The organism is Microseira sp. BLCC-F43 (assembly GCF_041929235.1).
Taxonomy (GTDB): domain Bacteria; phylum Cyanobacteriota; class Cyanobacteriia; order Cyanobacteriales; family Aerosakkonemataceae; genus Microseira.
In genome coordinates this window covers 1-19,930 of the sequence record NZ_JBHFNP010000338.1, presented here as the reverse complement: position 1 = coordinate 19,930, position 19,930 = coordinate 1, and the positions used below count along the sequence as shown (strand labels likewise).

General features: G+C 45.6%; 15 protein-coding genes and 2 pseudogenes. 2 read left to right on the top strand and 15 right to left on the bottom strand.

Annotated features, from left to right (window positions below; genetic code table 11):
- Both ACE1CM_RS44695 and ACE1CM_RS44690 read left to right on the top strand, forming a co-directional pair.
- Positions 1 to 277: pseudogene (locus ACE1CM_RS44695) on the top strand (insulinase family protein); the annotation flags it as partial.
- A gap of 372 nt (positions 278 to 649) precedes the next feature.
- On the top strand, positions 650 to 1,573 hold the full coding sequence (locus tag ACE1CM_RS44690) for a hypothetical protein (protein ID WP_374885956.1): 924 nt from the start codon (positions 650 to 652) through the stop codon (positions 1,571 to 1,573).
- Here the strand turns inward: ACE1CM_RS44690 and ACE1CM_RS44685 are convergent.
- From ACE1CM_RS44685 to ACE1CM_RS44615, 15 genes and pseudogenes are all read right to left on the bottom strand, one after another.
- Positions 1,570 to 2,475: an MvdC/MvdD family ATP grasp protein gene (locus ACE1CM_RS44685; RefSeq protein ID WP_374885954.1), complete on the bottom strand. Its 906-nt coding sequence runs from the start codon at positions 2,473 to 2,475 to the stop codon at positions 1,570 to 1,572. The genes ACE1CM_RS44690 and ACE1CM_RS44685 overlap by 4 nt on opposite strands.
- Positions 2,476 to 2,496: 21 nt before the next feature.
- Positions 2,497 to 3,249 carry a peptidylprolyl isomerase gene (locus ACE1CM_RS44680; RefSeq protein WP_374885953.1) on the bottom strand — a complete coding sequence of 251 codons (753 nt, stop codon included), beginning with the start codon at positions 3,247 to 3,249 and terminating at the stop codon, positions 2,497 to 2,499.
- A 35-nt stretch (positions 3,250 to 3,284) separates the two neighbouring features.
- A pseudogene (gene iscB / locus ACE1CM_RS44675) lies at positions 3,285 to 4,612 on the bottom strand (RNA-guided endonuclease IscB).
- A gap of 471 nt (positions 4,613 to 5,083) precedes the next feature.
- The gene (locus ACE1CM_RS44670) at positions 5,084 to 6,652 is read right to left on the bottom strand and encodes a hypothetical protein (RefSeq protein WP_374885951.1); all 1,569 of its coding nucleotides are present in this window, start codon (positions 6,650 to 6,652) and stop codon (positions 5,084 to 5,086) included.
- Between the two features lie 99 nt (positions 6,653 to 6,751).
- The gene (locus tag ACE1CM_RS44665) at positions 6,752 to 7,477 is read right to left on the bottom strand and encodes an SDR family oxidoreductase (protein ID WP_374885949.1); all 726 of its coding nucleotides are present in this window, start codon (positions 7,475 to 7,477) and stop codon (positions 6,752 to 6,754) included.
- 56 nt (positions 7,478 to 7,533) lie between these two features.
- Positions 7,534 to 8,859, bottom strand: coding sequence for a DUF4910 domain-containing protein (locus ACE1CM_RS44660; RefSeq protein WP_374885948.1), 1,326 nt, complete (start codon positions 8,857 to 8,859; stop codon positions 7,534 to 7,536).
- Positions 8,860 to 8,861: 2 nt separating this feature from the next.
- Positions 8,862 to 9,428, bottom strand: a complete 567-nt coding sequence (gene rfbC / locus ACE1CM_RS44655) for a dTDP-4-dehydrorhamnose 3,5-epimerase (RefSeq protein WP_374885947.1) — start codon at positions 9,426 to 9,428, stop codon at positions 8,862 to 8,864.
- Positions 9,429 to 9,452: 24 nt separating this feature from the next.
- Entirely contained in the window at positions 9,453 to 10,106 is a 654-nt protein-coding gene (locus tag ACE1CM_RS44650; RefSeq protein ID WP_374885946.1) for a PIG-L deacetylase family protein, read from the bottom strand.
- A 5-nt stretch (positions 10,107 to 10,111) separates the two neighbouring features.
- Entirely contained in the window at positions 10,112 to 10,909 is a 798-nt protein-coding gene (locus ACE1CM_RS44645) for a sugar phosphate nucleotidyltransferase (RefSeq protein ID WP_374885944.1), read from the bottom strand.
- Between the two features lie 126 nt (positions 10,910 to 11,035).
- Positions 11,036 to 11,206: a hypothetical protein gene (locus ACE1CM_RS44640; protein ID WP_374885943.1), complete on the bottom strand. Its 171-nt coding sequence runs from the start codon at positions 11,204 to 11,206 to the stop codon at positions 11,036 to 11,038.
- A gap of 323 nt (positions 11,207 to 11,529) precedes the next feature.
- Complete coding sequence (locus tag ACE1CM_RS44635) at positions 11,530 to 12,780, bottom strand: methyltransferase domain-containing protein (RefSeq protein WP_374885942.1); 1,251 nt, start codon at positions 12,778 to 12,780, stop codon at positions 11,530 to 11,532.
- Between the two features lie 201 nt (positions 12,781 to 12,981).
- Positions 12,982 to 14,007 carry an NAD-dependent epimerase/dehydratase family protein gene (locus ACE1CM_RS44630; protein WP_374885941.1) on the bottom strand — a complete coding sequence of 342 codons (1,026 nt, stop codon included), beginning with the start codon at positions 14,005 to 14,007 and terminating at the stop codon, positions 12,982 to 12,984.
- 45 nt (positions 14,008 to 14,052) lie between these two features.
- Positions 14,053 to 15,972: a tetratricopeptide repeat protein gene (locus tag ACE1CM_RS44625; RefSeq protein WP_374885940.1), complete on the bottom strand. Its 1,920-nt coding sequence runs from the start codon at positions 15,970 to 15,972 to the stop codon at positions 14,053 to 14,055.
- A gap of 409 nt (positions 15,973 to 16,381) precedes the next feature.
- Entirely contained in the window at positions 16,382 to 18,268 is a 1,887-nt protein-coding gene (locus tag ACE1CM_RS44620) for a tetratricopeptide repeat protein (protein WP_374885938.1), read from the bottom strand.
- 601 nt (positions 18,269 to 18,869) lie between these two features.
- Positions 18,870 to 19,193, bottom strand: coding sequence for a hypothetical protein (locus tag ACE1CM_RS44615; protein WP_374885937.1), 324 nt, complete (start codon positions 19,191 to 19,193; stop codon positions 18,870 to 18,872).
- Positions 19,194 to 19,930: the final 737 nt, after the last annotated feature.

Genomic DNA, 19,930 nt, shown 5'->3' with positions numbered 1-19,930 from the left:
TGTCTTCAATTTTCAAGACCCCAGTCAAACCTTATCGCGGTTGATGCGCTACGAATATTTTGGCTACCCCGCTGATTTTCTGTTCCGTTACCAGCGTGCGGTAGAAGCAACAACCGCAGCAGACGTGCAGCGGGTTGCTCGCAATCACCTCAAACCACAGAACATCGTTACGCTAGTAGTAGGTAATCTCACTGATATTAAGCCGCCGCTGACTAGCTTAGCTCAACGAGTAACGCCCATCGATATCGCGATTCCGGCAGCGCAGCCAGGTGGATAGGAGTCACAATCGGCACCAATTTCTTCACTTAATTTTAGCAGCCAGAGCGCGCGCCCCAATTATCTTTGTAAGATCTTTACGGATGTGGTCATCTATACTTTCACTCATATCACTGCTAAATGACCACACCGTAGTTATACTGAAGTTCGCGTCCAAGCTTGAGCATTATAAGTAAATTCACGTAAGTTGTCAAGTAAAAATATCATCTATTGTCCAAAACTTTACAAAAACTTTATCAAATGTGCTTGTGTTTTTACTTAAAGTTTATATAGTTTTATTGGTATTGTAGATATCATTTTTTTATGAGAGTAGGTTTTCAACTACCTGTCGTGGAAACCAATGTTAACACCTGGATTGTAAAAAGAGAAAATTATGAAACAAAAATTAGGTCTGACCAAGAGTGCGGTGTTATTCATTTCGACCTTAGTCACCAGCTTGGGCATTGCCGCCTCGCCTAGCCTAGCTGCTACCTTGGCTAGATCTCGATCGATATTCACAATTGATTATTATAGTCAAAGCCCCGAAAACGTTCCGACTTTACCTGAGGATAGCGCTGAGGCAATTGCAGAGCCAGGAATGTCAGTTATTACGAATGGTATTCTGACTTCAGCTAAGGGTCGTGCTTCGGTTACTGGCAGCACAGCTATGGCGAATGCTGAGGCTTATGCAAGTTTCTTTAAAAATCCACTTTCTTCGTTCAATTATACCACTAATTTTGCTTCTGGCAAAGGTAACGGCTACTTTGGGTTGGCACAAAGTGAAGCTAAAGTTGCTGGTGATTTTTCCATAAAAGCTGGTGAAACTTTTTCTTTTGATTTCATAGCTTTTTTAGAGCTGTATACATACGTAGGAGATCCCTTTGGAGAAAAGGCAACTGCCAGCGGAGATATATCCTTGGTTTTATTCGACATCACCAATCAGACTGTCTTAGACTCTTTTTCAGTCTTCAGTAACATAGTAACGAGTGCATACGCGAAGCCATCAGAAGATGTTTTTGGTTATGACAAAAGCCAAAACATCAATCTAGGTTTAATTTATAAGAAGACTTCTTTTGGCAGCATCAATGAAGAATCTGTCAAAGCCTTGTTTGAGGGTTCGTATCAGCGTTCTTTCCAGAGCGATACTCGTCTACGTTTAATCGAAACAAAAACAAATCAAGTCACCGTCGAAGCTCCTGAACCATCGAATACATTCGCTTTACTTCTCGGCTTTGGATTGACAGGCGCTTTCTTGGGAGCTAAATCAAAACTTAACCGACAAAGCAAGTTATTTTCAACTGGGACCGACAAAGTTTAATCGAGCAACAGCTGGATTAATTCCTGGGTAATGGGAAAACCTGTTTGCCGTTCAAAGTGGAGAAACATGGGACTGGGATTGGCTTCTAAGAATACATATTCACCTTGGGGACTCAGACGCCAATCAATTGCAGTCCATTCTAGCATGAATGCCTGGGTAATGGCGAGACACTGCTGTTGGATGTAGTCGGGTAACTCGACGGGAATTAATTCAGCTTCTAAGTCTTCCCGAAAGTCTAAAGAAGGACTGCGAATTTCGGCAGAATAAACTGAATTGGCAATAACATAGCTGCGGATGTTAGTGCCGGGAATATATTCCTGTATGGTGACTGGAGACAGACTTAAAGTTAAATTGAGTCGTTTGGGATCTAAATGGTCTTGGGTGATAAATTGGGTATGAGCGCCTCCATAGACCGGCTTAAAAATTGCTTTTTCTTGAGACTGGACGAAGGCGATCGCTTGTTCCGGATCGTTACCGATCCAGGTGGCTGGAATTTTGACTCCTATTTGCTTAGCTTTATGCAACTGGAGCGGTTTTTCTTTGTGAAACTGGTAAGCTTGCCAGGAATTAACCCAACGGCAAGGGATAGCTTGCAAGAGCGTTCGCATAGCACTCATTGCATCGTTGACTGCGATTCTTTGCCGATCTGGGTCGTTTAACGAGGGGACGTTAACGCCAGAAAAACTACGCCAAAATACGCTGCGAATCTCTGAAAAATTTAATTTCCTGCCTCCAGGCAGAGTCAAATACCCCAGTCCAGTATCTGGTTGCCAAGACAGGCGTAACTGAGTCGGAAACAAACGGGTATCTAAATAATCTACCGTCACACCCGCCTGGGTCAGAGTTTGTTTTAAATGGGCAGCATGGGCATCTTCAGAATTACCCAGAATTAAGATATTCATAAACAATCACTAGCGAGCCGATCAAACTGTTTGTTCATCACTTTGGTTGTGAAGCATATAATTCAGTTCTCCGGATAACCACTGTTTGAACATTTTGTCAATAATTTCTTTAGATCTTTCAGGGGTTAACTCGGCTGGAATAAATTCTTCAACTAGAAAAAGATGATACCCTTGTTCGGTTGCGAACGGGCCGATTAACTCTCCGGGTTGGGCACTAAATATAGCAGAAGCTATATCTGGCTTTAAGCTCCAACGATGAAGCTTTCCTTCGTAACCGCAAAGATGCCGACGCCTCTCGTCAATATCGTAAAGGTGAGCCGCTTCATAAAAACTGATTTCCTCTTCCTCAATTTGATAGAAGAGTTCCTGAGCCAACTTTTGGTACGGTACAACAATTTGATAGAGCAATATTTGCTCGTAATCCAGTTTATTTTGGGCAAAAGTTTTTTCTACTTCGCGGCTGAAGAGGCTTTCAGCTAATTTTTTAGCCAGCAGGCGATCGCGCATTCCAGCTTCCCACTCCTCCGGCGAGATCATCTCTTCTGCCAACCAGGCTAATGTCTGTGAAGCTTTCTCCAATCGCCTTTCATAACGGATGCGGTCGGCTTCAGCTTGAATTTCTTCTGCCGTGACTGTTATGCCTCTTTCCTGAGTGGCTTTTTCGATGATTTTTTGAGATAAAATCTGTTGGTTGACAAACTTCAGCTGCAGGTTTTTTTTTAGGTAAAAAACCATTTCATCAGCCTTTATAGATGGTCTAGTCAAGTCAGTCATCTAAAACCTCACGGGAAAACGGAAACCGCGATGTTTTAACTCGCGGATGAAGTTGACACGGCGGTTTGAACCGCCCTAGGGCTACTGAAAGCATAGTTATAACCATCTTTTCGATGAATTTTTCGACAATATTTGTAGCTAATTCCTTTAATATCTCAGAATAAGTTGAGATATTAAAGGAGCCTGTTGACCTAACGGCTACACGGCCCAAATATTGTCCGACCTTCTTTCCTGATAAGACAATTGCTTTCACGATGTCTCCAGTTTGAAACCCCTTAACGAATTTGTTTCTAGGAACGTATCGCGATGGAAAACCAAATTTGTCTGTCCGACACATTTGGCGGGTTCCATGCCCAGTGGCCTTAATTAATAAAGGCTGATGCGTAAGTAAATCCAGCGACTCAACTTGACCAACACAAGCAGCATCCAACCAATGGTACTTGGGCAAATTTAACCGATTCCGGTTAAACTTAGTCAAGCCACCCGAACCAGTAATAACAGTTAACCCCTTTTGTTTGAGTCGATTAAATAACGCCCATCTAGTTGAATTGACTGCCGCAGCATCTTTAAGAGGACGCTTTGCCTGCGCCAAGATTCGCTTAAGGACATCTGGTTTCTTAGCTAGAAACTCCTCAATGTTTTTAGCTCCTTTCTTTTGATTGCATTTGTCACAGGCAAGGCAAAGATTCGAGATGCGATTAGTTCCACCCTTGGATTTAGGCTGAATATGCTCAATTTGTAATGGAATATTTTCACCGTTACAATAAGCACATTTTCTTTCCCATTTATTGAGCAGGTATTCGCGCACTTCGTATCCATGCAGCGTGCCTTGCTGATATTCGTCACCTGAGATTTCAGGGTTCTCTATTTGCTGCAAGTCAAACCTGACCAGTTCTTGAACGATCGATTTAACGGGCGCAAGCTTAATAAACCTGTTAACCCAAGTAATAGTTGTTTGCACTCTATGTTGCAATGACGGGGCTAACCAACCATCTGGTTTTTTACGGTTTAAGAACCTCGCTTTTCTATAGCGAGTCTTACGATTTCGCCGCGATCTACCCAGAGAACGGCGCGATTGGAGACTGAGTTTGATTGCTTGCCCTCTATGGGTTAATTCGGCAGCAAATAAGACTTTATTGCCTTGAACCAAGGCTATTCCAGTTATCCTCGACCCAGGAGCTATCTTGATTGTGATAGGCTCTGGTTCGGCTATTACTACCTTTTTCAAGATGATTGCAAAAGGGAATAAACGGAAAACAGCTGCTTTTTTGGCCTGCAATAACTTCCTAGCTGTAACTGGACGGCAAGGTGATAGTGGTTTTTTGTTGGCATCAATAACGAAGACATAATTCTGTTTAGACATTGTTTTGTCTCTACTGGTTTCCCGTAAAGTTAGCGCGCGCTTTTGTTTGGGGTCGGTAACTATCTAAAAAGCACTGTCTTACCCCGAGTAAAACTGTTTAACTTTTCGGTTCTAGAGGAGGCAGCGCCGCCAGAGGGGGAAACCCCCATGAGCGACTGCCGTCAGGAGACTAGCACGCATCTCCTGGTAGGTCTTTAACCTTGCCCCAAACTTCGTTTCCCTGTTTCCAGGACTTAAGCTGGTCAGCTACCTAAAGATTTAGGGCCTGATGCCCCGCATCTTTAGAGCGGGGTGCTGACTGTTCTATTGGTTTGAGAACGGTCTAAGTATGTAGGCGTAATTAAAGCCATCTATGTTTAGTTTTGTAAACCGCTTCCAGCTCACCTGAATTAAGCTTTGAGCTAGATTTACATACCGTTACATAGTTTTGTTGCTCAACGCCTACCTACTTACACCCAAAACTTGGGTGGATCAAATTATAAAATCAGCAATATTGAGGTTGGTTGCACCTCTGGCATCAACGGTGCCCAAGACTACAGCTAAGATGCCGTCTGCGGGATTTGGGCCGAGTTTAATTAAAGTAGCATCAGCCCCAGTGGTAGGGTTAATCGCGTTGTTAATTTGACCGTCGCCATTGAAATCAATTGTTTCAAGGACGATATTAGCCAAAGATACTTCTCCAATTAAAGCAATCCTATCACCTTGAGCTAAATTAAAATCGACGATTACATCTGCCAAACGCGGGTCAGCAGTAGGGTTAACCGTCTCGGTTCTCAGTCCAAAGGTATCGCTACCATTACCCCCAATCAAAGTATCGACACCAAAGTCACCGATGAGGAAATCGTTACCGTCGCCGCCATTGAGCCAATCGTTCCCTTTGCCACCGCGCAAGATGTCGTTGCCATCACCTCCGTTGACATTATCGTCACCTTGGTTGCCGTTGATCCAGTCCTCACCACCTTCTCCAAATAACAGATCGTCGCCTGCGTTACCAAACAGCTGGTTGTCATCGGTCCCGCCGATAATTAGATCCCAACTTACCGTCCCTACGATTATGGGGTTGTCGCTGGGGGAGGTTACCATTACGTTGAGCGGTGGCTCTGATATTGGATTGGTTTCGGTTTCTGCGGGTGCGCTAGTTGTAGCCTCGGTAACGGGGGGAGTTTGGGTGGAAGCGTTGTCAGAGGGGTTACCGCTACTGGAAGTGGCTGTGGAGTCGGAGGGCGAAGTAGCGCTGTTATTCGATGGGACTGAGTTAATTTCCTGACTCGAATTATTCTGAGTTTGTGTTGGTGCGCTAGTTGTAGCCTCGGTAACCGGGGGAGATTGGGTAGAGGCATTGTCAGAGGGGTTACCGCTACTGGAAGTGGCTGTGGAGTCGGAGGGCGAAGTAGCGATGTTATTCGATGGGACTGAGTTAATTTCCTGACTCGAATTATTCTGAGTTTGTGTTGGTGGGCTAGTTGTAGCCTGGGTAACCGAGGGAGTTGGTGCTGGTGGGCTAGCTGTAGCCTGGGTAACGGGGGGAGTTTGGGTGGAGGCGTTGGCAGAAGTTGGGGTGGCTTCAGTAGTACTACGCCCACGAGTATTACCCACCAACGAGCTAGAAGTGTTGCTGACTGGGCTGGAATTATTGTTGGCGATCGATGCAAGTGAGTCACCGCCGACGGGGGTTAGGTCAATCAAATTATTAGACGGCTGCGTCGGCAAGAGGTTCTGGCTCGGATTAGTATCAGTTTGGCCTGATGTATGGGCTGTAGCGCTGGTGTTTGGGGGAGAGCCTGCAGAGGCGCTGGCTGAACCACCCACACTACTGGATGTCGCTCCCAGAATGAATTCTCCATGACCGTTACTGGTTTGTCCTGTGGGGGAGGCAGCTGTCATATTGCTCATATTACCAGCACCCTGTTCATTCACGAACGACATCACATGGACGAAAGCACTGCTGCCGTTAGAAGGGGTTGCGATCTCCTCCGGCGTTGTGCTGGGCGCGGTCGCAGCAGGAGCAATCAGAAAATCAGTTGGGTTTAAGATAGGCATGGTGACTCATCTCCTTTTGTTTTGAAATTGAGCTGTGGGATCGCCTTTGGCGCTGGGCGCAAGCGCAATCGCAAGAGCTGCATTAGCTCAGCTCTCTGACTACATAGGTTTCGCTAATGGTCTGATGCTGATATCAGTCACTTCAGCACTTCGAGGTAAACAAAGTGCGTTGATGACTGCGGCAGCTACGTCCTCTGGCTGCATCAGGCGTTCGGGGTGATAGGGTTTACCTTCGAGCTGGTGAACGACTGCTTGTAAGGGAGTGGCAGTGCGTCCGGGAAAGACGCTGAGGACGCGCACTTGGTCTTGATTCACTTCTTCTCGCAAGCTGTCGGCGATCGCTTTGAGGGCGTGTTTGGTGGCTGCATACTGCCCCACCGTTGCTCTGGCATTCAAGCCTACACTCGAGTTAACGAAGGCGATTTGACCCCGGCAAGTTTTGACCATGGGTAGCAGCGCTTGAGTCAGGAGGTAAGGAGCGCGAACGTTAACGCGGTACTGCCTGTCCAAGTCTGCAACGGGAGATGTTTCAATTGCCCCCATCGAGAAAACACCAGCGCTGTGAACCAAGATGTGGACTTGCCCAAAATCTTGCTCAATAGAAGCTTTCAGCTGCTCAATCTCTTCGTCCCGCGTCAGATCTACCTGATAGGTTTTTGAGCGGGGGGAAGTTTCTCCAATGCGGGCGCAAGCATCCAGGCTTTCTTTGCTGCGACCCACCAAGCAGAGAGTAGCACCATGGGCTGCGAGTGCAAAAGCGATCGCTTTGCCGATGCCGCTACTGGCTCCCGTTATTACTGCAATTTGGTTAGCGATCGCACTCATAATTTATCAATAACCTCCCGCTCTAACTGACTGAAAAAAAGGTCTTTTATTTTTTCCTACTCCTCCTTTTCTTTCAACAAATCATTCGCCCATAATGCATCCGCAGCCTTTTTAATTTCTGCAAATGCCATTCCCGACCTTTCGGCAATATCCAGCAGGCTATGGTTGCCATCGGACAAATTTAAAACCCACAAGAGAGCCATTGTATTTAGCTTCCTATCTTTCTGACTGCCGACCGAGCCGTATAGACCACGTTTGCCCAACTGCGGTTCGCATTTTGGGTTTTGATTGAGGTAGGTTTTATTATGGTCGATCGCCAGCAAAATCGACTGACATTTAGCAAAAGCATCTGCCAGATATTGGGGTTGGACGAAATCCAGATTGTCTGCCGATGTATGGTATTCGGGGAAACTGCCCCAAGAAGATCGCATCAAGCAACCCACAGCTAGATTAAATCCCGGCGAGCAATATTGTCGTTCATCGTAGCCATAGGGAGAGAAGTCTACAATTTCATACTCTTGAGCCGAATTCTTCAGTATATAAGCCACAATTTTGTCTATTTCGGCATCGCCTCTGCGGCTTTTTTTGTAGGTAAACTTCCCCGAATCGCCCAAACAAGTTAATACTAAGCCATGTTTAATCTTGGGAACTTGTGCCTCATTTAAACAAAGCCAGGTAATCGAACCAATCGTGGCGGGAATGAAAATAAATCGGTAGGAATATCGCTGGGGAAGCTGGCTCAAATGTTGTGCTAGAAAGACAGCGATCGCAATTCCCGATAGATTGTCATTACAAAGAGAAGGGTGACAGACATGGCACGATATCAGCACTTCTTCTCTTGTTTCACCTTTGAGGAAAAACTCCCCATAAGTTAGATAACCTTCCTCTAGAGAAGAGTCAATGCAGACTTCATATTCTTCATCATCTTGCAATTCCAAATATTGCTTGTAGCTCAGACAAAAGCCCCAGTCTTCTTTATAATAGGAAGTCCGATTAGGAATCCAGTCCGGGTAATCCGGCAAAGTATGCAAATGTTCTCTTAATTCGCTTAAAAATATCTTTCTTTTAACCGGCACGCTGTAACTGACGACGTGCAAATTGGATTGGCGGAAATCTACAACTCTCTCGCCTCGTCCATTTTTGATATAGGCGTCTTTGATGTTCCACTCTTTAGGAACCGTCCAATCAAAGACTTGAGTTCCCGACGGCACTTCGTGAATTTCTAAGGGAATATACTTTTGGAGAATTCTGAGACTTTCTCGAACGCCATTCCCTGTTATGCTGCGGCAAATCGGATACAGTTCGGCTATCAGCTGATGCATCTGGAACCCAAACTCTGTTGTATTTCCGGTTTTATGGGTCTGTGTTGCTTGCACAATCATCGCTATACACCTGCTACATGAGAGAATGTCTTGACTGTAACAGATTCCAGCAAAGGCCAAGATAAATCTTTCTGGGATATTTCACTCACTGGTAGGGGCCATTCAATCCCCAAAGCCGAATCGTTATAGCGCAAGCCAAAAGCGTATTCCGGTGCGTGGAATTCGCCCATTTGATACATCACCTCGCTTTCATCGGTGAGGGATTGGAAACCGTGAGCAAACCGCTGAGGAACGTATAAAGCGCGGCGATTTTCAGCAGTCAGTTCTACACCGATGTAAGATAAATAAGTTTCAGATTCGGGACGCAAGTCTATAATTACGTCATAGATAGCTCCCCGAATACAGCGAATCAACTTCGTTTCGGCGAAGGGAGCTATTTGATAGTGCATCCCCCGCAGCGTTCCTTTTTTATAGTTAAAAGATAGGTTGCACTGGACAAGGTTTGGATTGGGACCATGAGCTTCAAATTCCTTGCTACAGAAACTACGAGCAAAAAATCCCCGTTGGTCGGTTAGTAGTTCTAAGTCAATAACAAACGCACCTTTTAACTTAATTTCAGAGAAAATCATAAATTTATTTCCTCCTTTTTTTGCTCATAATACGATTTTACGGCAGTAAAACGCTTCTGCATATTTGCTGGTTGAATTTGATTCCATTCCCCGGATTCTGAGCAGCGAACGGAAAGTTTCTTCCGTAAACCATTGCTTATTATTCTGGGTTTTAAAGGCATCCAGAATGTACTGGATTTTGCGGCGGCAAATCGACTCATCTAGCTGCACAAAAAAGTTTGGTATTCCCAAATCGCCGTCGTATTTAGGGATTTCGTATTCCAGGATGAGATGGTTTCTAAAGGTATTCCAAGTTAGGTCGGAAATTAAGCGGTGGTCTTGGTGAAGATCCTGCCGGTAATGAGTCAAAATGAGGTCGGGTGAGAATTCTTGTTTCAATTGCTCAAAATATTCTTTGACCTCAATACCAGAGAAAGGAAGAAAGCCATCTCGGAAATCTTTAACGATTACTGTCTTTGCCTTTGCTTCTTTTAAGAAGAGATTGGCACTGGCGATGGCTTCCTGCGCTCTTTCCTGGTTTGAACTGAAGACAACCCAATAAAAGATGATGTTCTTGTAGTTTTCGATCAGCTTTAAAACTGTACCTCCACAGCCAATTTCGATATCATCGCAATGTGCCCCCAGACAGAGAACTCTGTAGTTGGATTCGTTAGTTTTGTTAAAGCCGATCTGCATCATAATAATTAACCTACAAGTTGTTCCACTCTTTGGTCTCTCCAAACTTCCCAATGTCTTTCGCCTCGCGCATACATATCATCGAGGTGCTGCTTCTCTTTAAAGGTGTCCATGACACCAAAAAAGCCCGTATATTTGTAAGCGGACAGTTGTCCAATTTCAATCAATCTTTGAAAAGGTTCGCAAACGAGTTCTTCTCCGTAATTAATGAATTTGAAGATATCTTTCTTAAACATAAAATATCCACCGTTAATCCAGATATCCCGCTGTTTGACATCCTGAATTTTTCTCACCTGACCAGTTTCATCCAAGTCAACTAAATGAAAGCTTTGGCTGGGTCTGACGCACAAAAAGCTACCGATCTTATTTTGCTTGTGAAAACGATCTATATATGTTGGCAGGTGTAAGTCGGTCAAGCCGTCGCTGTAGTTAGCCAGGAAGTATTCTTCGCCATCGAGATACTCTTCAATTGCCTTGAACCTTTGACCAATATTGGCAGTCAAGCCGGTATCCACAAAAGTGATTTTCCAGTCTTGAATATCCCGATTAAATAATTGAATATTTGCGCCGTTGGATAAACTAAAGTCATTGGAGATCCACTCATTATAGTTTAAGAAATAGCTCTTGATCGTGTCAGCTTTGTAACCCAAGCACAAAATAAAGTCTTTGTGTCCGTAGTGGGCGTAGTATTTCATTACGTGCCACAAGATCGGTCGATAGCCGATAGTAACCATCGGCTTGGGGATGCTTTCTGAATAGTCTCTCATTCGGGTGCCAAGACCACCACAAAATAAAACAACTTTCATTTTCAATTTCTCCTTAATTATGGGAAATATTGGTGAGTGCTGATTAAAAGCCACACCAACCGGGGTTTAGGCTAGACCTCGGCTCGTAAAAGTCCTAAAAATCTAATGCAATTTAGTTTGCCATAGCTAATCTGATAGAAGTTGCCAAACTGGCAGTTTCTTGGCATGTCCTAATTCTTGAGGGTGACATAAGTCCCAGGACTTACCCACGACGAGAAAAGAAACCGGGTTTCTGGCTGGGATCTCTGGTTCTCTATCGACGATTTTGCGGAGAAACCCGGTTTCTTGTGGTATCACCTTGGTTTCTGGCTGGGATCTCTGGTTCTGTATCGACGATTTTGCGGAGAAACCCGGTTTCTTGTGGTATCACCTTGGTTTCTGGCTGGGATCTCTGGTTCTGTATCGACGATTTTGCGGAGAAACTTTGGTGTTTGCGTTAGTCCTGAGTCCTATACAAGCGATTTCATCGGCGATTGCCGATGAAACAAACCCATCTGTTCCCATCCGCTCAAAAACAGCGTGGGAAAGTGAGACCCCCTGGTTTCAAACCAGGGGATGAAAATTGACCCAAACGGATTTATCCCTTTGTTTCTGTTTTTGTTTCTGCTCGAATTAAATCATCAGTACACTTGCACTTCCGGAATTGGCACGACAAATTTCCCGCCCCACTTGCGGATGTGAGCCATTTGTGCTATAATCTCTTCCTTAAAATTCCAGGGCAAAATCAGTACATAGTCTGGTTTAGTTTCGTTAATTTTATCTGGGTGAAAAATAGGAATGTGAGTCCCTGGGAGGAATTTCCCCTGTTTATAGGGATTGCGATCGACCGTGTAGTCAAGAAAATCGGTGCGGATACCGCAGTAGTTTAACAGCGTATTGCCCTTACCCGGAGCGCCGTAACCGGCAATAGATTTTCCTTCTCGCTTAGCCTTAATCAGAAAATCTAACAGCTTGCGCTTGGTTTCTTTGACTTGTTCGCTAAAGGAAAAGTAGCAATCCAAGCTGGTAAAACCAGCCGCTTGTTCCCTAGCTTTTAGTTCTACTACCCGCTGGCTAATCGGTTTAGAATTGTCTTCGGCGTGACGAGCATAAATTCTCAAAGATCCGCCATGAGTCGGTAACTCTTCTACATCAAACAGGGTCAAACCGTGGGCGGCCAAAATATTTTCTGTTGTTATGAAGGAAAAATAAGAGAAATGTTCGTGATAGATGGTGTCAAACTGATTTTCTGCCATCAACCGCATCAGGTGGGGAAATTCTATTGTAATCGCTCCCTGGGGTTTGAGTAAAATTTTCATTCCTTTGACGAAATCGTTCAAATCAGGCACTTGAGCCAGGACGTTGTTACCGAGCAATAAATCTGCCTGTTTTCCTTTCTCAGCTTGTTCTCTGGCTGTTTTTTCGCCAAAAAACTCTACTATTGTGGGGACACCTTTTTTAATCGCTACTTCAGCGATATTTGCTGCTGGTTCTATTCCTATTGCCGGGATACCTTTGGCAACAAAGTATTGCAGCAGGTAACCATCGTTACTGGCAATTTCCACCACTTGACTTTCCTGGTTCAATTGGAAGCGATCTACTGCCATATCAACGTAGTTTTTGGCGTGTTGCAACCAGGTATCGGAGTAGGATGAAAAATAGGCGTATTCGCTAAAGATATTTTCGGGGCTGATATATTCCTGGAGTTGGACTAAAAAACAATGGTCGCAAACATGGACGTGGAGGGGATAAAATGGCTCCATTTCGTTCAATTGTTCGAGGGTGCGATAACTTTCGCAGGGGGGAGACATGCCCAAATCTACGAAGGTATGGCGCAATTGGGTGCCGCAAAACCGACAGTTACCCTGATTTAAGCTGATATTATTTTCCATTTTTAATTCTCCAGTTTTTTTGGTAATTGGTAATTGGTAATTGGATTTATTGGCAGTTTACTCTTGACAATTACCCATTACCCCAATCAGAAACCCGGTTTCTGCGTCGATTTCTCGCTGTCAAACCCAGGATTTTTCAGAGAAACCGGGTTTCAATGCCAAGGGATGTAACTAGCAACTTGAGTTATTCGTTGTTGCTGGTTATTGTCGCCAGAAGAAATCTTGGTCGATTTGCTGGGTGCGAATGAGATATTCGAGTTGTTTGAGGCGGGTAAATCCTCGAAATTCAAAGGTTTCTTTTGTCATGTCGATTTGGTTAAATAAGTCAAAGAATTGCTGGGCACCGCGTTGGGCGTTCCATTCGCATTTGAATCCGGGCAGGGTTTGGTTAATTTTATCGAAGGAAACGCGATAGCTGCGGTTGTCGGGATCGCTTTTGCCAAAGCTCAATTGACAACCTGTGAAGACATCGGCGACGATTTGGGCAATTTCTTTGACTTGATAGTTGCTGTGGGTATCGCCGACGTTGAAGATTTGGTTGTGAACGATTTCTCGCGGTGCTTCTAGGGTGCAGATAATGGCTTTGCAGATATCGAGTAGGTGAACGAGGGGACGCCAGGGGGTACCGTCGCTGGTCATTTTGATTTCTTTGATTGTCCATGCCCAACCTGCTAGGTTGTTCAAGACGATATCAAAGCGCATTCTGGGAGAGGCGCCGTAGGCGGTAGCATTTCGCAGAAAGGTGGGAGAAAAGCTGTCATCGGCGAGGAGTTTTACGTCTTGTTCCACAAGGGTTTTGCATTTGGCATAGGCAGTTTGAGGATTGACGGTAGACTCTTCGGTAACGAAGTCTTCGCTAGCAAAACCGTAGACGCTGCACGAAGAGGTGTAGACGAAGCGGGGTATCCCTGCTTGCTTCGCCAGTTGTGCCAAACGGACTGACCCTTTGTGGTTGATATCGTAGGTGATATGGGGTGCTAGCTGACCGAGGGGGTCGTTGGAAAGTTCTGCTAAGTGAGCGATCGCTTCCACTCCCTCGAGATCTTCCACCGTAATCTGCCGGATATCTTTGTTAAGGGTTTTGGGAGTTAGCGCCGTCCCATTGTACAGCCAGCCAACTTTATAAAAGCCCGTATCGACGCCGATCACCTCGTAACCCCGTTGCATCAGCAAGGGGGCTAATAACGAGCCGATATAACCTTCTGTTCCAGTTACCAAGACTTTCATAGATGAGAATTTTAGGCGTTTATTGTGGTTTGTCTCTGCTGCGGCTTAGAGATCGTTCCAAGGCATAGAGACTAATTGTGAGGCAATTTCATCTCGTAAGGGTGCAGCTTTATCTTGATTTAACCAGGCGAATAACTTTGCCAGCGCTTGAGGAGACCGATCGATTTTGAGCGCTTCTTTGATTACATACAATACCCCAGCAAGATTGCCAGCCTTGAGGGGAATTGCCGCTTGTTCCAGACAATAGTTGAAGTTATAGCTGCGAGCTTGAGCTGTAATTTCTGCCCGATGCTGGGCTGGAAAGTAGCTCTCGGACACCTCAATTGCACGGCGGATCGCTCCTGCTAGCTTCCCAGAAAGCCAATTTTCTGGTGTCATTTTTTGGGTATGTTCGCGGTAACGAGCTAATATTCCCGGCTCGTACCACCAATAGTAAAAAGAGGCAAGGCGTTTAAAGATTTCCCAGTCGGCAATTTCGGCCAACTCAGGGTAATAGCCCCCCAGCCGTTCGTGAGTGGTGCGGCGAATCACCATTGCGGGTACGGTGACTAAACCGCAGACGCCAATCCGCGACAGCCAATCCTGGATGATGCCCCGTTGCTCTCCGTAGAGCGAAACCACTTCCCCTGTCTCCAGCACTTCCCCTTTCTCGTTGATGTATTCAAAACCCGTACAGGCGACCCCCACCGAGTCGGGGCAATTTTCCAGACTTTGCTGGAGGCGGGCGTAAAAGCCTGGAAGCACGCAGTCATCATCGTGGAGGACGTGAACCCACTGACCGCGACTGAGGGCAATGCCTGCGTTGTAATTTCCCACTGCACCGATATTTTGCGGATGGCGGTAATATCGTATAATACCTCCGCCTAGGTAATTTACCATTTCAAACATGGGTGGAGTACTGGCATTATCTACAACCAGAATTTCCATGTCCGCTTCCCCCGACCATTGCACCAGCACGCTAGCCAGAGCTTCGAGTAAATAGTCGGTGCGGTTATATACTGGCATGACTACAGTCCAGAATGGTCGGGGGTTCTGGGGGTCTGCTACGGGTGGAATTGCGGGAAACTGATAGGCGCCGACGGTGACCTTGCCTTGGGGAATGGGCGGGGTTACAGGCACTTCCTGGACTATACCAGCAGGCTGGTAAGCTGCCACGGCTTTGGCATAATGCGGATTGATCCGGCTTAACCCCTGGCGATAGATAGCAACTGCCTCTGTTATATTTTTCTGTGCTTGGTAAATTTTACCCAAGCGAGTGTAGGTTTCCCAATGTTTGGGATCGAGTTTCAGGGCGGTTTGATAGGATGCGATCGCGTCCTGCAATTCCCCTCGTTCTTGCAGTACAACCCCCAAGTTGTAGTGGGTTTCCCATAAGTCTGGCTGCATGGCAGTTGCCTGCCGATAGTACATCACCGCTGTCTGCAAATCCCCTGCTTGTTTGCGATTGTTGCCCAATTGATTGTTCAAGGCAGCATAGTGGGCAAGTTGTTCTTGTGACAGCTTTCCTTGAGCGTGGAGTGCGTTGCCCAAATTCACATCGGCTTCCATGCAATTGGGCTGAAGTTGCAAAGCTTTTTGATAGGATGCGATCGCTGCTTCTAACTTGCCTTGTTGTTGCAGGGTGTAGCCCAAGTTGTTGTAAATGGGTGCTGCATCTGACCGCAAGGCAATCGCTTGCTGGTAAGCTGTCTCTGCTGCGGAAAACTGTCCCTGACTTTGACGCAAATTGCCTAAACTAAACCAAGCCTTTACCAAATCTGGTTGGACTTGAACGGCTGCATTTAGCAACTGCTCTGCTTCCTGGGGCTGACCAATCTGTTGCGCCAGCACGCCTAATCTATATAAGGCTTCGGGGTGATTGGGCTGTTCTGCTAGCACCTGGCGGTAACCCTGCTTAGCTTGCTCTAAGCAGTTGGTTTGATGATATTGAATTGCTAGTTGGAGGGCTTCATCAACTGTTTTCATAAGCTGTGATTCATCTACTTTGCACTTTTAAAAATTACGGTATCTTGACCAGAGACATTGACTACTTTTTTTCTTCTATTTTATTGCACGTTCTCCCTGTTTCTCAAGTATTGTTATTAATTTTTACAGCGGATTCCAGATTTAATTATAGCCAAAAACCTCTTAGGGCTGCCAACCGCTGTCACCACAGATGAATCAGGATGAACGCAGATGTAGGTCAAGCCTTTTTGTCTGGTATATAACCCAATTTGCTACTTATCAACGGCGCAATTATTAATGGGTAATTGCTAATTGCTAATTAAATTAAAAGGCTGTGTAATCCTGACAATTACCAATTACCCATTACCTATTTACAGTGCCAAAGCTATGTAACTAGCAACTTGGGTTATATAGATGATTTTAGCGGTTTTTATTCGAGCAATTTTAAGGCAATTTTTTCCCGGATAGGCGCTGCTTCATCTTGAGTTAACCAACGGAATAAGTTCGCGACTGCTTGCGGCGATCGATCGAGTTTTAGCGCTTCCTGAAGCATCTGCAAAGTCCCAACTATATTGCCAGCTTTGAGAGGAATTGCCGCTAATTTTAGACAATAATTAAAGTGATGAACCCGAGATTTTGCTGTAATTTCTGCACCGCGATCGCTGTTAAGATATGCCTGGGATATTTCGATGGCACGGCGGATGGATGTCATCTGCGATCCAGATAATAAAAGTTCGGTTGTTTTACTCTGAGAATGCTGGCGGTAACGAGCCAAAATTTCCGGTTCGCACCACCAATCATAAACAGCGGCAAGGCGTTTATAAAACTCCCAATCACTCGTATAGGTCAATTCAGGATGATATCCCCCCAGTCGTTCGTGAGCTGACCGACGAATCACCACCGCTGGCATATTCAATGGGTTGGATACTCCAATCCGTTGCAGCCAATCCTGAGCAATCCCTCTGCGATCATACAATTGTTGGGTGAACACTACCTCCCCTTGCTCGTTAATATTTTCATATCCTGTAAAAGCCGCCCCGATCGAATCGGAACATGCCTCTAAACTTTGCTTGAGGCGGGCATAAAAACCTGGGAGGATATAGTCATCGTCATGCAGCAGATGAATCCACTCACCTCGACTGATGGCAACGCCTGCATTCCAATTTCCTGGCAGTCCCAGATTTTGGGGATTGCGGTAGTAGCGTACTATTCCGCTGCCAATGGAATTTACCAGTTCCAACAGGGGCGACGGACTGGCATCGTCAATCACCAAAATTTCCATTTCCTCTTCCCCTGACCATTGCGCTAGCACGCTGGCGAGACATTCGAGCAGATAGTCCCTGCGGTTATAGACTGGGATCACCACACTCCAGAAAGGTCGAGGCTGTTCAGGATTTGTCACTGTCGGAATTGCTGGGAAGTGATGCCCTCCCACTATCACCTCTTGTTGGGGGAGCGGGGGTGGTGTATGGTTTTCTTGGGCAGCCGCAGAAACTTCTTCGGCGTCCACCGCTTTGGCATAGTGGGGATTGATTAGCTTTAACCCTTGTCGATAAGCAGAAGCTGCCGCTGTTAAGTTGTGCTGGTCTTGGTAAATCTTGCCTAAGTTATAGTAAACTTCCCCGCAATTAGGATCGATCTGCAAAGCTTTTTCATAGCAGGCGATCGCTTCTTCTAACTTGCCTTGTTCTGCAAGCACCACCCCCAAGTTATTATGAGCTTCTACCAAATCGGGTTGCAGGGCGATCGCTTGCCTATAATAAGCCACAGCAGTCTTCCCATCCCCTGCTTTTTTCCGGGCTACACCCAATTTGTGATTCAATTGTGCATAATGCAATTGTTGCTCGCTGGAGAGCTTGCCTTGGGCGTGCAGCGCATTGCCCAAATTCGCATCTGCTTCTATAAAGTCTGGCTTTAATTCTAGAGCTTTTTGATAGTAGTTAATTGCTTCGTCAAATAGTCCTTGTTGTTGCAGAGCATAGCCCAAATTGTTGTAAATTGGCAGTGAGTCAGGTTTTAGGGCTAGAGCTTGACAATAAGCGCTAGCCGCTGAGTCAAACTGCTCTTGAGCTAAACGCAGATTGCCTAAGCTGAACCAAATCTTAACAGAATCTGGCTGGACTTGGGAAGCGGCACTTAGCCACTGTTCAGCAGTTTGGGGTTCCCCTAACTGCTGTGCCAGCATGCCTAACCCGTATAATGCTTCGGGATGTTGAGGCTGTTCTTTCAGTACCTGGCGATAAGCCTGCTCAGCCTCGGTGAAGCGATGGGATCGATGATATTGAACCGCAAGTTCGAGGATTTGAGAATCTGTCATCAGAAAAATGGGTAGAAACCCCGTCCTTATAGGACGGCTTTACAGTTACCACTACTGCCTTGGGGTTGCTTGAACCTAAGTACTTTTGTGTTGTACTTTCAGCGGGACAGTTACCGCCTCGAATCTTGCAACCCTGTACACATAGTGTTTTGCTCGCCATGAGCCTCCCTTTCGGGGTAAAGTTAGCTTCGCCAATGTTTTAAGAGCTTGTTAGACTTGCAGCACTGTTTCAGTGACCTTAAAACTGTTTAACTGCAAATGACAGAGCAGGGAACTAGCTACGCATTCTCCGGTGTCGTGACTCAAAAAACGTAGACAAGGAAAGTCTTAGGCTGGTCAGGATGGCTTGTTAGATTTCTCTTCCAAGCCTCATGCCTTTAGGCTGAGGTTCCTGACATTCAATCTCCAGGAAGTTGACACTCCCCCGCATTCCGGACGGGGGATTCTTGGCACGGGCGTGCGATCTTGCAAGAGACTTGTTGCCAAGTCCGAGATTAGGATCTTCTCTCCCCAAGCGTTTAAGGTTGACCTGTGTCCCACGGTACTTAATTGATAGCGAGTCTATTTTAACGCTTTATCCAAAATGTTGATTGCCGCCAAATTATGGTCGCGGTCTAAAACGCCTTAACTTGCTCAATTGGGACAACTTAACGCCACTATTTTCCATCCAAAACCGTATAGCTTTGTTGCGGATAAACTGAAATGTGCAGATAGCTTCATCTATTTTACCATCTGGATCAATTCTTCCTTTTGCTTTGAATTCGTAGACAATCATGACGTTTTCTTTAATCGACCTACTTCGATTATATAGGTGCTTACAACTGCTGGTTCTCTCCCTACACAAAAATTTACTTTGCTGTATGCTTAATCCGCTATTTTCAGCATATTGACTGCGGTTTAAACCGCAGTCAAGGTCGCATTTCATATCACTTCCGGTTGCATCGTTAGCGCGGTGAGCTATTGAGCAGGTGAGCTATTGAGCCGGTAGAAGGAAAAAAAACAGCTTTTCGCACAATCGACTATCTACAACCTATGCAACCGGACATGATATCATTGAGTAATATTTATATGGTGGATGAAATAATCCCGAACTATTAGGTAAGCTGTTACACTTTTAATTTGCTTGTGGAGATAGCAGGGTATCCGGGGGGTTGGGGAGCTGGGGAGAGAGTTTGACTGTTGCGGGACTTACCCAGGACGAGGCCAGAAACCGGGTTGCCACTTACATCTGGAGTTGACAAATCAAATATTTTTCCGAGAAACCCGGTTTCTTTGGGTAAGTTTTAGGTTTGTTTCATAACTTAAGAATAGAAAACGAGTGCAATCGCACTAGCTGCAATTGCGCTCGTCGAAGGTGTATTCAGATGAGTGGAAAACTGCTATAAATCTGGAAACCTTGCCGGATTGAAGCGGGACTATCCTATCACCAAAGTTTCTGCGCCGATTGAGAAACCCGGTTTTTTTGGGTAAGTCCTGTGTTGTTGTCCGCTCAAGCTGCGAGCAACTGATTGTAGGTGTAACTTACACCACCGGCAAATTGGAATTGCTCAAATCCGGTGGTGGTCATGGTAATGCCACCTAGCTGAAAATTAGCACCATTGTTAGCGCCAAAACTGATTTTAAAGCTGTCTTTGTTGTAAGAGCCTTGGCTGAGTATATCGG

Excerpts from the sequence above, each read along its gene's own strand:
- ACE1CM_RS44690 (WP_374885956.1), top strand. The coding sequence starts at position 650 with ATGAAACAAAAATTAGGTCTGACCAAGAGTGCGGTGTTATTCATTTCG.
- ACE1CM_RS44685 (WP_374885954.1), bottom strand. The coding sequence starts at position 2,475 with ATGAATATCTTAATTCTGGGTAATTCTGAAGATGCCCATGCTGCCCAT.
- ACE1CM_RS44680 (WP_374885953.1), bottom strand. The coding sequence starts at position 3,249 with ATGACTGACTTGACTAGACCATCTATAAAGGCTGATGAAATGGTTTTT.
- ACE1CM_RS44670 (WP_374885951.1), bottom strand. The coding sequence starts at position 6,652 with ATGCCTATCTTAAACCCAACTGATTTTCTGATTGCTCCTGCTGCGACC.
- ACE1CM_RS44665 (WP_374885949.1), bottom strand. The coding sequence starts at position 7,477 with ATGAGTGCGATCGCTAACCAAATTGCAGTAATAACGGGAGCCAGTAGC.
- ACE1CM_RS44660 (WP_374885948.1), bottom strand. The coding sequence starts at position 8,859 with ATGATTGTGCAAGCAACACAGACCCATAAAACCGGAAATACAACAGAG.
- rfbC (WP_374885947.1), bottom strand. The coding sequence starts at position 9,428 with ATGATTTTCTCTGAAATTAAGTTAAAAGGTGCGTTTGTTATTGACTTA.
- ACE1CM_RS44650 (WP_374885946.1), bottom strand. The coding sequence starts at position 10,106 with ATGATGCAGATCGGCTTTAACAAAACTAACGAATCCAACTACAGAGTT.
- ACE1CM_RS44645 (WP_374885944.1), bottom strand. The coding sequence starts at position 10,909 with ATGAAAGTTGTTTTATTTTGTGGTGGTCTTGGCACCCGAATGAGAGAC.
- ACE1CM_RS44635 (WP_374885942.1), bottom strand. The coding sequence starts at position 12,780 with ATGGAAAATAATATCAGCTTAAATCAGGGTAACTGTCGGTTTTGCGGC.
- ACE1CM_RS44630 (WP_374885941.1), bottom strand. The coding sequence starts at position 14,007 with ATGAAAGTCTTGGTAACTGGAACAGAAGGTTATATCGGCTCGTTATTA.
- ACE1CM_RS44625 (WP_374885940.1), bottom strand. The coding sequence starts at position 15,972 with ATGAAAACAGTTGATGAAGCCCTCCAACTAGCAATTCAATATCATCAA.
- ACE1CM_RS44620 (WP_374885938.1), bottom strand. The coding sequence starts at position 18,268 with ATGACAGATTCTCAAATCCTCGAACTTGCGGTTCAATATCATCGATCC.
- ACE1CM_RS44615 (WP_374885937.1), bottom strand. The coding sequence starts at position 19,193 with ATGAAATGCGACCTTGACTGCGGTTTAAACCGCAGTCAATATGCTGAA.